This is a genomic window from Dokdonella aquatica (genome assembly GCF_051987395.1).
GTDB lineage: Bacteria > Pseudomonadota > Gammaproteobacteria > Xanthomonadales > Rhodanobacteraceae > Dokdonella.
Window position 1 is genome coordinate 2731726 of the sequence record NZ_CP197094.1, and the last position, 12454, is coordinate 2744179.

Consider the following 12454-nt stretch of genomic DNA (forward strand, 5'->3'; position numbering starts at 1 on the left):
GAAAGAGAAGGGGCGGCCGGAGCCGCCCCTTCTTACGCGTTGACGATCAAGCCGAGGATCAGCTCGCCGACTCGAGCACGCCCTTGACGAACGCCTCGGGGCGGTAGATCGCGAGCGCGAGACGCTCCTCGATGCGCAGCGTCGCCATGTTGCGTTCGAAGTTGTCCTTGTTCTCGAACGAGATGGCGACGTTCGCGTCCTGGCGATCGAAGATCTGCGCGTGCGCGGCGAAGTCGCCGACCAGGAAGCGGCCCAGCGCCATGGCCTGCGTCGACACGACGTCACGGCCCCAGATGCGGCCGGTGGTCGTGTTCTGCGGGTTGGCGATGATGTAGCGGCCGAGCGAGTCCTTGATCAGCTCGATGTTCGCCCAGTTCGTCGGGTGCAGCACGATACCGGTCGTGAACGCGTTCGCGAGCTCGACCTGCAGCATGGCGAGGCGCAGCTTGTCGATGTCCTGCTCGGCCTGGACCTCGACGCCAGCCGGCTGCACGTACGGGGTCGCCGCCGTGTAGATGCCCTCGAGGTTCTGGCCGGTGCCCGAGCCGTTGAGGAGCTGGTTCTCCTCGACGAGCGCCAGACCGTAACGGCCGCGCGTCTCGATGTAGCTCTGGATGAACTCGACGTCGTCGAGCATCTGCAGCGAGATGTCGAACAGGTGCGCGAGCGTCTTGACCGTCTCGGTCTGCAGGTCGAAGGTCAGCTCGGACTTCGGCTTGAGCGAACCTTCCGAGACCGGCGCGGCGTTGTTCACGAAGCCGGTCTCGCGCATGTAGAACAGCACGGCCTTCGAGATGCGGCCCTGCGCGAGCAGGTCGCGGATCGTGAGGCGGCGCACCAGCGGCTGCTGGGGCTGCGCGAGCACCTGGACACCGGGATAGTTCAGGGCGGCGCCGGTGACGCCCGAGTTCACGAGCGCCTTGCGCGAGATCGGCATGTTCACCGTCTTGCCGCGGAACGAGATCGCGTCGCCGATCTTGGCGAGGCCGGCTTCCTCGTGCGCCTTCTTGAGCTGCGCGCCGAGGTCGTCGGGGCCCGTGGCCGAACCGATGTTCTTGATCGCGTCGGCGACCGACTGCTGGATGTCCAGGATCTGCTGGTTGATCTCACCCTGCTTGGTCAGGGCCTCGTCGACCTTCCCCTTCAGCTCGAGCGAAGCGTCCTCGCCGTTCTTGGCCTTGCGGACCAGTTCGGCGCCGAGCTCCTTCACCTCGGCCGTCGCCTTCTTGAAGTTGGTGACGACCTCCTCGAGGCCTTCCTCGGTGATGGCGACGGCGGGGCACATGGCCACGGCGGCCGACATGTCGAAGAACGCGACGATCGCGAGCACGGCAAGCGCCGTGCACACGAACAGCTTGTGCGGCGTGATGTTCATGATGGTTCCTTTCAGCTACGGAGAAGTGCGGCGAGCCTGTCGCCGGTGCGATTCGCCTGAGACGGGTCGCCGGACTCACTCCGGAGCAACTTCGCGAGGCCACCACTGGCGATAGCCGTGGCCTGCGTTTTTGAGAAGCCTGCCTCGCGCAGGTGCTTCTCGAATTCCTTGAGCGACGGGAGCTGACCCGCGCAGAGCTTCGCCTTCACGTCGTCGACCAGCGCCTCGACGTTCGCGGGGAACGTGACGATGCTGATCTCCTGCAGGTCGAGCTTGGTGAGCGTGCGGACGCCGGTCTTCTCGTTGTAGTCCGACGCCTCGACGTAGTAGCCGATCGACAGGCCCTTCACGACGCGGCGCTTCATCAGGGCGTGCGCCTGCGCGGCGAGCGGGATCTCTTGGATCATCAGCCAGCCCGAGCACTTGAGGCCGCGAGCGTCCTCGGCGAGCAGGTCATAGCCTCCGATCGGCTCGTCGTGCCGGTGCTGCCAGAGCGCTGGCAGAGGGTCGCCCGAGTCGGCGATCGCCTTGAGGCTCTCCGCGAACGCGCCGGGAGCGACGATCTCGCGGTAGCTGTCCACGTTGCCGAAGACGGAGCCATAGCCGCTGAACGTCCCATCGTCGGCCACCGAATCGGCCTTGAACGCGAACTGCTTGTGCTGCAGCGGCGTGCTGCGGTTCTTGCGGCGGATCATGGGGTGACCTCCGTGACCGGCGGCGCCGGCGTGTCGGTTGGCGCAGTGGGAACGAAGCCTTCGAGCGGCACGATCATCGCGTCGATCTCCGCGGCCGTGAGCAGCGGGAACGCCGCGGCGATCGTCGCGCGCACGGTCGACAGCGGCATGGTTCCGTCGGCCGCGGCCTGCAGCAGGCCTTGCAGCGACGTCACCTGAGCGCCGTTGAGTGCGGTCGCCTGCACCGAGGACTCGCCGGCGGCGGACGCCGGGTCGGCGATCGCGGACTTCGGCTCGTCCTGCTTCGGCATCGTCGCGGCAGCGCGCGCTTCGATCGAGTCGAGCGGGACCAGCGCGGCGGACACGGTGTAGATCTCGCCGCCTTTCGGAATGGGCAGGTTCTCGCGGCGCGCGACCGTTTCGCGGTTGATCCAACCGTTCTGCAGGCCGGAGGAGTAGAAGCTCGCGCGGCCCGTGCTGTCGGCGCGGAGAAGGCCCTCGACGTTGAACTCGGCGTAGTACCTGGTCTTGTCGGCCGCGGTGAACAGGTTCGACAGGATCGATTGCTCGGTCTTCGACAGCCACGGACGCAGCGAGTAGGTCAGGAACGACTGGTTCTGCTGCTCGAGGCCCGTGCCCCAGTTCGACGTCTTGTCGCCGTGACCGACCAGGGTAGGCGGAACGCCGAACCAGCGGCAGATCTCCTCGATGTTGAACGAGCGCGTCTCGAGCATCTGCGCGTCTTCGGGATTCATCCCGAGCTTCGTGTAGCCCATGCCGCCTTCGAGAACGAACGACTCGCCGTGGCGGGCTCCGGTCCACGAGTACTCGCGCAGGTGCGCACGGATCTTGTCGCGCTGATCCTTCGTCAGCCACTGGTTGGGCTGCGTCGTGACGAAGCCGGCGGCAGCCATGCCGTTCGCGAACACGCCGCTGCTCGCCTGGTCGGCGGCAGTCGCTGCGCCGAAGACGTTGGCGCCATACGCGATCGGGGAGAGGCCTTCATCGCCGTCGAGCGTGAAAGCCGGGAGCTTCCACATGCGCTCCTGCGGGATGTCGCGCGACTTGCCCGTTCGCGGGTCGCGGTACGTGTAGAGGCGCGACCCGCCTTCCAGCTTCCTCCACGTGAGGCATGCCGGCTGCAGCGGGTCGAGCGCGACCAGCTTGCTGCCGATCATGTCCTTCTCGCAGTACGCCGTGCCGCGCAGCAGCATCCACGCGAGCACGATCTGCCAGAAGTCCACCGCGGTCATGCGCGCGTTCGGCTGCGTTTTCAGGATCGCGTACAGCGGGTGTCCGGTCGCTTCCTTACGGCTGCCGTCCGGCATGCGCTCGTAGATGCCGATCGGCAGGGTCGCGATCGTGGTCGCCAGCAGTCGCACGCACGCCATCGCGGTCGAGAGCTGCAGGATCGCGCGCTCGCTGGTGATCATGCTCGACGCCGTGAGCAGCTTGCCCTCGGCGTTGTAGGCGAAGCCGTCGCCGGCATCGGAGGGGATCCCGAACGCCTCCCATCCGGTGCGCGTGTTGTAGCGCGCGATCGTCTGGCTCTTCGCCGAGGCCTCGGGTGCGGAGGCCTCGGGCAGCGCGTGGGCGCGGATCCGCTGCAGGAGGCTCATGCGCGCACCGGCGTGTCGAAGAAGCCGTCCATGTCACCCGTGTCGGTCTTCACCATGGCGCGCCCCATGGCCATGCACAGCGCGACGAACGGATCGATCTTGTTCTCCTTGCGTTCCTTGTTCGGGAACACGTTGTCCTTGCGATCGATCTTCGCGGTCACGTTCGACATGGCCCAGTTCATGACGGGATCCCCGTCGTGCAGCAGGTGGTGGTCAACGATCAGCGCCTCGACCTGCTTCATGGGCTCGGAGAAATTGAGCACCGTTTGCGCAAACTCGACCATCGGCAGGCCGGCGGCCTGGCACGCGGTGACGAGCATCGTGGCGTTGTGCGGGTCGTAGGCGATCTCGGCGATCTCGAAGACCTTCGCGAGCTGCTGGAGGTCGTCCAGGATCTGCGCGTGGTCGATCATGTTGCCGGGCGTCACCGACAGGTGGCCTTCCTTGTGCCACCCCTGGTAGTGCTGGTTCTCGGCGAGCTCGACCGTCGCCTCCGGCAGGTAGTACTTGCCGAACACGTAGTAGTCGTCGCCGTCCTCGAACAGCAGGACCACGGCGGCGAGGTCGATCTTCGACGCGAGGTCGAGGCCGACGTAGCAGCGGCGGCCCTTGAAGTCGTCGAGCTTCCGCGCGCGCTTGTTCTGCGCCCACTTCTGCATGTTGATGAACGCGTCGCGCGCCTGGACCCAGAGGTTCAGGTGCTTCGTCTTGAAGTGCCCCTGCTTGCGCGGGTTGTTGATCGCGTCCCGCTGCTGCGCGAGCAGGAATTCGCCATCGACGGACACGTCGTAGTTCGGGTTCGCCTTCCGGAGCGACGCCTCGCTGGTCCAGTCGTCGTCCTTGTCGACCGTGTAGATCAGCGCGAACAGGCGATCGTCGTGCGTGATCCCCTGCAGCATCTTCTGGCACTCGAGCCAGTCGTCGCGGCACGGCCCCGCGACGTTGTCGCCGGCGGTCGAGACCACGATCGACAAGGGCTGCGTGCGCGCGCCCATACCGGTTTCCATGGTCGCGAGCTGCGCGTCGGTCGCGTGCTCGTGGTACTCGTCCGTGATGGAGCAGTGCGGGCTGGAGCCGTCGCCGGGCTGGCCGATGATCGGCTCGAACTTCGACAGGTCCGACTCACGCGTCAGCGACTTCGCGTTCACCGCGACGCCGTAGAACTCGAGGTAGTCGGGCATGCGCTGCGCCATCGCGCGCGCCGGTCCGAAGACCTCCCAAGCCTGCTTCTCGGTCGTGGCGCCCGAGTAGACCTCGGCGCCTGGCTCGCCATCGGCGGTAAACATGTAGAGGCCGATCGGCGCGACGAGCAGCGACTTGCCGTTCTTGCGCGGCAGGTACAGCCGCGCCTTGCGGAACCGGCGCAGGCCGGTCTTCTTGTGCACCCAGCCGAAGATCGAACCGATCCCGAAGCACTGCCAGCCCTCGAGCCGGAGCGTTTCACCCTTCGACGCCCATCGCCCCTTCACGTGCGGGAACCGCGCGGCGAACCGGCATACGCGTTCCGCGCGCTCCGGGTCGAACCGATACGGGAACGAGGCTTTCGCTTCCCGGTCGCGCCGGTGGCGCTCGCACGCCAGCACGATCCACTCGCAAGCGATGATGTCGCCCGACAGCACGCCGGCGACGTACGACTCCATGCGGTCGACGTGCGGTGTCGCCTTCCTCGCGGCCATCGCTACGACTCGTCGAACTGGTTCTTCGGCGGCGCCTTCTTGACCTGGACCTTCGATCGGTCGGCGGGCGTGAGGCCGAGCTTGCCGAGTGAAGCCTCGAAGCGGATCAGGATCGTCGGGTGGACCAGCCACCCTTCGGCGCGCAGCTGCGCGAGCAGTCGCGCGGCGTGCTCGACGATCAGCCTGTCTGCCGGGCAGAGCGTGCCGGCGTGGCAGAGCCCGACGATCTCGTCCCAGCAGCGCCGCACGTTCGCTTTCAGCTTCGCCGGCGGCGGACCGATGTCGCCGAGGGCGACCGGCTCATCCTTCCGATCCTTCGCGCGCTTCGGGTTTTTCTTGAACGCGCCCTTGAGCTCCAGGACGTTCGTCGCTGTGCGGGGGCGGGCCATGACGCGATTGGTTCCGGTTATTCAACAATGCGGGCGGCGGTCACCCAATTTCCGTTTTGTGGATGTGTGCGCGACGGGGGGACGACGGATTCCAGCCCGAAAGGCCTGGACTTTCGACCCACCCTCCCCCTTCCGAGGGCACCCCGATGAACAATCAACCGTCCGGTTTCGGACAGTCGTTCAGTTTCGTTCCGCGGTGCGGTCGGCGCGCGACTTGCGGTCGTGGCAGCGGCCTCGGCCGCGGCACAGCAGCTGCCGGTTCGTGTCGTCGTCGCGGCCGCCGGCGGAGAGCGGCACCACGTGGTCGACATCGTGGTCGAGGGCGAAGCGGCCGCAATCGGCGCAGCGATAGTCGTCGCGCACCATGATCCGCTTGCGCGTCTCCTGCAGCGCGCGGCCGCTCTGGCGTGCGCCGGCGTAGCGACGCTCGGCCCAAGGCTTGCGGGGCTCGCGCGCCACTGGGCGATGCATGGGCGGGCGCGTGGGCATCAGCGCGGCACCGGCCCGACAGCCACAGCGACCGGCGGGTGCGCCGTGCCCCACACATGCAGGTAGATCGGCGCGCCGGCAGCGATCGCACGGATCTCGTCCGGCGTTGGCTGCCACGACGAGACCATCACGTTCGCACCGCCTTGCACCTCAACATCGACGATCGCGAGATGCGCGCACTCGCCGTTGTCCTCGGGCTTCCAGCCAGCAGGCGCGCCGAGGTAACGCGTCGCGCCATCGATACGGTTGATCAGCATTATCGGATCACTCCCTTCGCGCGCAGGTCACGCTCGCACGTGCGGGACGCGCCGCCCTTCGTTGCCTCGGCCTCGAGGATGGCCAGCACCTGCAGCGCCCAGTCGTCCATGTCAGCGAGGCCGGGGATCGGCGGTATCGCGGCCATGGGCGCCGGCGCGCACCGGACCTCCGGCGGCAATGGCGCGCTGTCGGGCCTCGTCGAGCTCGCGCTGCACGCCGACAGGGCGCACGCAGCCAGCAGGGACAGGATGATCCCGGTAGATCGTACGTACGCGCTCGCGCGCATCGTGAGCCCTCAGGTCGATCGGGGGCAGTGAGCCCCATAGGTAGGACTGCATGCCGAAGTTGACCGACGCTGCTGCGGTGTCACGCACGTCGACCTGTTCCTGCACCTGGTCCTTCTTCTTCGCCGCGGCGGCATGGCATGCATCACGCTCATCGCTCGCGCCGAGGATCCAGCAGATGCTGCCGACTGCGATGACCAGGCAGGCTTCGATGATCACGCGCGTGGGGTTGATCATGGCGATCACCTCGTCTCGCACATGGCGCGCTCGCTCGCGCGCCGCTTGACCAGCCCGGGGAGCTCGACGCTCACACCCATGACGGTCGCCTTCGTCCAGCGACTGAGCTGCTGGCACCACACCTCTGCCGGCTGCCCGGCGTTGAGCTGGCGCAGCAGCGTGGACCGGCATGCCGCACCGGCGCCGACGTTGTATGACCACGACAGGATCGCGGTCGCCTGGGGCACAGTGACCGGCCGACCGATGCACGGCTCGACCTTGCGCCACTCCACGAGCAGGCGGTCGTCGAGCATGCGCATGCACTGCTCGACGGTGTAGCTCTGCCCCATCGCGACGTGCGGTCCGGTCTCGCCGGCGCACACTGTGGGGATGCCGACCGGATCAATGTACGTTTGAGGGATGACGCCCTCGAAGTACGCGACGACCGGCGCGGCGGCGAGCACGACGGATGCCGCCGTGCCGCCAATGATCTTGCCCTTGCTCATCGACGATGCTCGATCTCGGTGGGCGGCGGCACGCGCTCGAGCTTGTCGATGCGGCGGCGCACTTCGTCGAGCTGGCGTGCCGTGTCGGCAAGATCGCGCTGCGCGTCGCTGCTGCGATACATGCCGGCGAGCTGGGCCGAGAAGCCGCCCATCTGCGTTTCGATGATCGCAACGGACTTGCCGACCGCGATCAGCGTGTTGCCGACCCAGCCCATCAGCAGCATCACGACGCCAAGCAATGCGGACTGCACGTGTCTCTCGATGGGCGAGCGGCGGCGTTCTTCGTCGGTCATGGGATCGCTCCGAATACGCGCGGTTGAGGGGGCGCTTTACCCGGCCGGCTGCAGTGCGATTCGCACGTGCACGACCTGGGGCGTCGCAACGCCGTGGTGAAGGCCATATGCAACGGCCAAACGATGTGCGGCCCCTGCATCGGCGCAGAGGTATTCCGTGACGACCTCGCCATCGGCGAGACGCAACGCGTACGCGTCGCGCGCCTCTCCTTCGCGAAGCAGCACGTTCAACCTCCACGCCGATGCCGGGCGCGCGTGCACCCGTCCCGAAACGATTGGCGGGCCCGGGCAGGACCCTCAGGACGCGCCGGGTGCTCCCAGCGGATTACCGTCTCACGACGTGAGCGGTGCGAAGCCCGCGGGTAACGGGCCATTGGAACGCTGTGAATCAGCTAGCGCTTGTACTTGTCTCGGATCTTCCGGCGAAGGCCTGCAGGCCCCGCGTACGGGTCCTTCGGTTCCTTGCGGATCGACTTGCGGCGAGCTGACGAGAATGCGGCGAGTTGCGAGGGCGTGATCATCTTCCAGCGCAGATCGAAGCCTGCGTGCTCTCGGAACAGCGCCCTTGTTACTTCACGGAAAAGCGCCTTGTCGTGCTCGCTTTCCGTGTCGAATTCGAACCATTCGCCGACCGTTGCCTTGCTCGCGAAAGCCGTGTGCAGGGCGGTTTCCAGCCGGTAGCTGGATTCGCGCGACCCCACAGCAGCATGCAGCACGGTGTCGATCGGCCGGGGGATCGCCGATCGGAGCATCAAGACGCGGTGATAGACGATCGAGCTGACGCCGATCTTGGCGAAGAACTTTCCGTCCGCCGGCTGGCACAAGATCACGTAGATCGACCAGCACTCTTCTCGCTCAGGGTGACGGCGAGGTGGCTGGCGGTCTTTGGATGGGTTTCACCCATGATCTAAACCTAAACTGGAATGTGCGGGGGCAGCAACCCCGCACTATCCGAGGGCGGCTGAGACCGCCTTGGCGCCGGCTGTCTCGGCCTCGCTTACCAACGCGAACGTCCACTCGAAGACCCGCTTCCATGTCTCCCGGTAAGTCGATTCGTCACGCCCGATGCGCGCGGCGCGCTTGCGATCGCTGACGGGACGGATCCCGGTTCCGGTGCAGTCCTCGCACTTCACGACGAGATCGCCGTCGCCGTGATCCCCACGCCCGGAGCACGTCGTGCAGTGGTTCGGCGCGGCCAGCTCCTCGAGGACGGCGGCGCGCAGCACGGGGTACATCGCGGGCACGTCCGGCCAGCACAGCGCCTTCGCCTCCCCGAGCTTCGCGCGCAGGGTCGAGAGGATGCGCCGGTCGGCATCGGTCAGCGCGACGCGGGTCGAGGCGTTCTCCTCGGCGATGTGCAGCTCGAGGCGGGCCAGCTGCTGCGCCTTCCACTGGCGCTCGAGCTCGGCCCGCTGGCGCGCGGCGATCAGCTCCAGCAGCGTCCCACGCGTGAGCGCGGCGCCCGCTGGCCACCAGACCAGGCAGAACACCTCGCGCGCGAGCTCGTCGCGCACCATGCCGACGGCCGCGGCCACGTCCTGGGGCGTGAGGTCGGGAAGCCCGCCCGCGCCGATGTCGAACTTCACCGTCGAGGGATTGAGGCGCGCCATCAGCTTGCGTGCGTTCACGACCAGGACGCCTCGACGTAGGTGCGCCAGACCTGCATGGCTTCCTCGGCGCCACGGCAGCACGCGGCGCCGTAGCCGAGGTCGACCGATTCCGCCAGCCACTCACGCTGCTCGCGGCTCGGGTCGCCGGTCTTGGACTTCATCTCGATGTAGAGCCCGCAGAGGCGACCACTGGGCAGGCTGACGAAGATGTCCGAGACGCCGGCGCGCACGCCCTCGGCCTTCAGCTTGCCGGCCTGCGCCTTGCTGCGGCCGCCGCCGTTCGGGATCGCGTACGTGCGCGATGCAGCGCGCGCGAACCGCGGGTCGTTGATGGCGAGCGCACGGATCCGCAGGATGAACTGGGCCTGCTCGGCATGCTCATCGTCGCGACGCGGCGGGCGCAGCATCGACTTCCGGAACACGGGCGCGGCGGACGACCAGCGGCTCATGCGCTGCGGTCCGGGGTGATGCCGAGCTTCGCGGCGATGCCGCTGAGCGTGACCATTCCGAGCTCGCGCGCGAGGTCGTCCGCGACGAAGCGGGTGCTCGCCGGCTTCGACCTCGGCATTGCTGCGAGCAGGTCCGCCGGTGCTGGCCAGCGGCGAGCCGTGGCGCACAGCTTCGCGAATCCGGCCTCGATGCGGGGCGCGGCCGACTCGGCCTCCCACGCTCCGGCGCGGCGCACCGCGTCGTACCACACGGCCTTCGTGCCGGCGATGACCTCGGCGGATGGCTGCCCCTCAAGCCCGAGGCAGAGCAGGCGTTTCAGGCCTGCGCCGATCGCGCCCATCAGCCAGCTCGGGGGCGGTGAAGATTGGATTTCCTGCTGCATCGGTGGTCACTCGGTCGAGGTTGGCGATCGCTTGCGCGGTTCGGGAGACAGGCGCCGCAGCAGGCCCAGCGCGCGCCAGCGGCGTCGGCGCGGCTTCGAACGCGACGCGCTGCGCGTGCTCCGTGATCGCGGCCTTGAGCCAGTAGGTCGCGTGCTTGCCGGGGTGCGCCTTCGACTGCTCGATCACTTCCTCGGGCGTGACGCCGGCCTCCGCAGCCTCGAGCACCGGGATCGACGTGCCCGAGACCATGACCCCTCGCTGGCGTAGAGCGATCGCGAGCGCGGTTGCGCGCGTATCTCTCTCTCCTTGGGGTATGGGGTCTGGGGTATGGATAGCCGTAACGTCACCCGTGACGGGTTGCGTGACGTCACGACCTGTCACGCGTGACAGGAGCGTGACGAGTTCGGCTGTAGGCGTGTCGTATGCCGGGACTTCGCCGTGACGCCGCAGCTCGGTGAACAGCTCGGCACGGCGCTCGCGCGCGCGGCGCTGGCGGTCCCGCGCGTTCTCACGTCGCGCAGCGTTCGCCGGCGCGGCGTCCCGGAACTTGGCGATCTCGTCGTCGCAGCGCGCGCTGTGCCAGCCGTCGTCGCCCAGGACGAAGAACTCGGCGAGCACCGCATCGACCGCCTCGCGTTCATCGGGCGAACGAGCGCGGCACAGCCGGTGCGCCTGGTCTGCCGGGATCGGCGCCTCGGTCGCGTAGTAGCGGTCGAGCAGCAGCGTGTAGACGCCGTGCTCGAGGATCGACAGATGCGCCGTGTCGCGGGCGTAGTCGCCGAGGTGGCGCTCGTAGTAGTTCATCGCCGGGTGATCACCCGAAGAACCCTCCCCACCAGAGGCAGGCGGCGAGCGCGGCCACAGCGACCAGGTTGTCGCGGGCGTTGTTGCGTCCGGTGCGCGCCGTGCCGTGCGCGGCCAGCGCGAACGAGACGTTCACGAGCATGCCGAGGATCACGAGGTACTGCGGGGCGCTCATGCGCGACCCCGCGCAGCGGCGGCGATGCGATCGATGCGCGCGTGCTCGGCTTCCCGCTGCTCGCTGGCGCGCAGCGCGCGCTGCAGGTCACGGTACTGCGCGAGCAGCGTCGTGCCGCAGAGCGCGCACAGCGGCGCGACCATCCATTCCGGCATCCGCTTCACGCCGGCGGTGACCTCGGAGAAGTAGGAGCGCGACACGCCGAGCCGACCTGCGAGCCATGACTTCGCGCGACGCGAGATCCGGATCGAGGCCTCGATCGCATCCTCTTCCGACACGCACATCGCGACAGCTTCGCGAGCGGCCGGTTTCGGTGGCGCTAGCTCGGCGACGAAAGAAAAGTCCCTGAGATTCATTGCCCTATGCCCTGTGTTCGCCTGTGTTCGCTGTTGTTCGCAAACGTTCGCTACTGTTCGCTAGACGTCGCCGGCGGTGGCCTCGGACCATGCCCAGCAACGAAGCCGGGAATGACCGTGATGCCGTTGGAGAATCGTTCGAAGAAGTGGCCGCGCCCCGCCGCCGCTGGGCGATCGGCGGGGCCGGCCGTCCCGGGAGTACGCTGTGGGTGCTTGACGTCCACCACCTACTCCGGAGAACCCGATGGACCGGTCAGATACTCAGCCCACGATTTACGAGCTTCACGCCGCATGGCTCGCGCACACTCGCGCGTTGGTGGCAGCGTTCGCGACCTCGGCAGCCCAAGCCGGCGTGCCTCCGCGAGTGATAGGAGATGCCTACAAACAGCACCTGACAGAGCGGGGTCTGACGGACGGCTCGGCGTCAGCGCTGCCGACAATCCTCGTCGCAGTAGAGGATGGACTTGCCATCGCCCAGCGCGCCGAAGGGCAAGAAGTAGGCAACGGGTAGCGAGCGGAATCGCCTCGTCGAAGTTCGACGTGAAGTGCGCTGGCCACAGCCTGGCCAGCGTGCGGCGCTCCGGCTCATTCAGCGCGAGCAGCTGCGTTGGAAGCTCGGTGAGCGCTCGCTCCGAGGCGACGCGCCGCGCCATGTCGGAAATCAGGCTCTCGTCCATGTCAGGCAGCCTCTCCGCTCACAGGGGAGGCTGCCGGGAACAGGTCAGGGCGCAGCACGAAGCGGAGCTTGTAGTCCCACAACTCCGGCACCGGCCCCTCGGGGAGCTTGTTGACGTACTGACGCGACACGCCGAGCGCGCGAGCGAGCGCTGCGCCGTTGCCGTCGTATGCGGCGAGGGCCTCGGACTTCTGGATTCGGGTCTGCGACATACGCGAAGT

Annotated in this window: 18 protein-coding genes; all 18 read right to left on the minus strand. The window is 67.6% G+C overall.

The window, feature by feature from the left end:
• Window positions 1–58: 58 nt before the first annotated feature.
• Window positions 59–1375, minus strand: coding sequence for a phage major capsid protein (locus ACQQ2N_RS12170; RefSeq protein ID WP_440221844.1), 1317 nt, complete (start codon window positions 1373–1375; stop codon window positions 59–61).
• Window positions 1376–1386: 11 nt separating this feature from the next.
• Entirely contained in the window at window positions 1387–2070 is a 684-nt protein-coding gene (locus ACQQ2N_RS12175; protein ID WP_440221845.1) for an HK97 family phage prohead protease, read from the minus strand.
• On the minus strand, window positions 2067–3668 hold the full coding sequence (locus ACQQ2N_RS12180; RefSeq protein WP_440221846.1) for a phage portal protein: 1602 nt from the start codon (window positions 3666–3668) through the stop codon (window positions 2067–2069). Before ACQQ2N_RS12180 ends, ACQQ2N_RS12175 begins: the two co-directional genes overlap by 4 nt.
• The gene (locus ACQQ2N_RS12185; protein ID WP_440225754.1) at window positions 3665–5344 is read right to left on the minus strand and encodes a terminase large subunit; all 1680 of its coding nucleotides are present in this window, start codon (window positions 5342–5344) and stop codon (window positions 3665–3667) included. The genes ACQQ2N_RS12180 and ACQQ2N_RS12185 overlap by 4 nt, the downstream gene beginning before the upstream one ends.
• 2 nt (window positions 5345–5346) lie before the next feature.
• Window positions 5347–5733 (minus strand): hypothetical protein, encoded by a 387-nt coding sequence (locus ACQQ2N_RS12190; protein WP_440221847.1) that lies wholly within the window; start codon window positions 5731–5733, stop codon window positions 5347–5349.
• A gap of 180 nt (window positions 5734–5913) precedes the next feature.
• Window positions 5914–6222, minus strand: coding sequence for an HNH endonuclease (locus ACQQ2N_RS12195; protein WP_440221848.1), 309 nt, complete (start codon window positions 6220–6222; stop codon window positions 5914–5916).
• Window positions 6222–6479 carry a hypothetical protein gene (locus ACQQ2N_RS12200; protein WP_440221849.1) on the minus strand — a complete coding sequence of 86 codons (258 nt, stop codon included), beginning with the start codon at window positions 6477–6479 and terminating at the stop codon, window positions 6222–6224. Before ACQQ2N_RS12200 ends, ACQQ2N_RS12195 begins: the two co-directional genes overlap by 1 nt.
• A gap of 111 nt (window positions 6480–6590) precedes the next feature.
• Entirely contained in the window at window positions 6591–7001 is a 411-nt protein-coding gene (locus ACQQ2N_RS12205) for a hypothetical protein (RefSeq protein WP_440221850.1), read from the minus strand.
• A 5-nt stretch (window positions 7002–7006) separates the two neighbouring features.
• On the minus strand, window positions 7007–7486 hold the full coding sequence (locus ACQQ2N_RS12210) for a lysozyme (protein WP_440221851.1): 480 nt from the start codon (window positions 7484–7486) through the stop codon (window positions 7007–7009).
• Window positions 7483–7779, minus strand: coding sequence for a hypothetical protein (locus tag ACQQ2N_RS12215; protein WP_440221852.1), 297 nt, complete (start codon window positions 7777–7779; stop codon window positions 7483–7485). The genes ACQQ2N_RS12210 and ACQQ2N_RS12215 overlap by 4 nt, the downstream gene beginning before the upstream one ends.
• Window positions 7780–8171: 392 nt before the next feature.
• A complete protein-coding gene (locus tag ACQQ2N_RS12220) occupies window positions 8172–8609 on the minus strand; it encodes a GIY-YIG nuclease family protein (RefSeq protein ID WP_440221853.1) in 438 nt (145 codons plus the stop codon).
• A gap of 117 nt (window positions 8610–8726) precedes the next feature.
• Entirely contained in the window at window positions 8727–9407 is a 681-nt protein-coding gene (locus ACQQ2N_RS12225; RefSeq protein WP_440221854.1) for a hypothetical protein, read from the minus strand.
• A complete protein-coding gene (locus tag ACQQ2N_RS12230) occupies window positions 9404–9838 on the minus strand; it encodes a VRR-NUC domain-containing protein (protein ID WP_440221855.1) in 435 nt (144 codons plus the stop codon). Before ACQQ2N_RS12230 ends, ACQQ2N_RS12225 begins: the two co-directional genes overlap by 4 nt.
• Window positions 9835–10179 carry a hypothetical protein gene (locus ACQQ2N_RS12235; RefSeq protein WP_440221856.1) on the minus strand — a complete coding sequence of 115 codons (345 nt, stop codon included), beginning with the start codon at window positions 10177–10179 and terminating at the stop codon, window positions 9835–9837. Before ACQQ2N_RS12235 ends, ACQQ2N_RS12230 begins: the two co-directional genes overlap by 4 nt.
• Window positions 10130–11026 carry a YdaU family protein gene (locus ACQQ2N_RS12240; protein WP_440221857.1) on the minus strand — a complete coding sequence of 299 codons (897 nt, stop codon included), beginning with the start codon at window positions 11024–11026 and terminating at the stop codon, window positions 10130–10132. Before ACQQ2N_RS12240 ends, ACQQ2N_RS12235 begins: the two co-directional genes overlap by 50 nt.
• Before the next feature lie 10 nt (window positions 11027–11036).
• On the minus strand, window positions 11037–11201 hold the full coding sequence (locus ACQQ2N_RS12245) for a hypothetical protein (RefSeq protein WP_440221858.1): 165 nt from the start codon (window positions 11199–11201) through the stop codon (window positions 11037–11039).
• Window positions 11198–11479 carry a hypothetical protein gene (locus ACQQ2N_RS12250; RefSeq protein ID WP_440221859.1) on the minus strand — a complete coding sequence of 94 codons (282 nt, stop codon included), beginning with the start codon at window positions 11477–11479 and terminating at the stop codon, window positions 11198–11200. The genes ACQQ2N_RS12245 and ACQQ2N_RS12250 overlap by 4 nt, the downstream gene beginning before the upstream one ends.
• A gap of 756 nt (window positions 11480–12235) precedes the next feature.
• Window positions 12236–12445, minus strand: a complete 210-nt coding sequence (locus ACQQ2N_RS12255) for a hypothetical protein (protein WP_440221860.1) — start codon at window positions 12443–12445, stop codon at window positions 12236–12238.
• Between the last annotated feature and the right edge of the window lie 9 nt (window positions 12446–12454).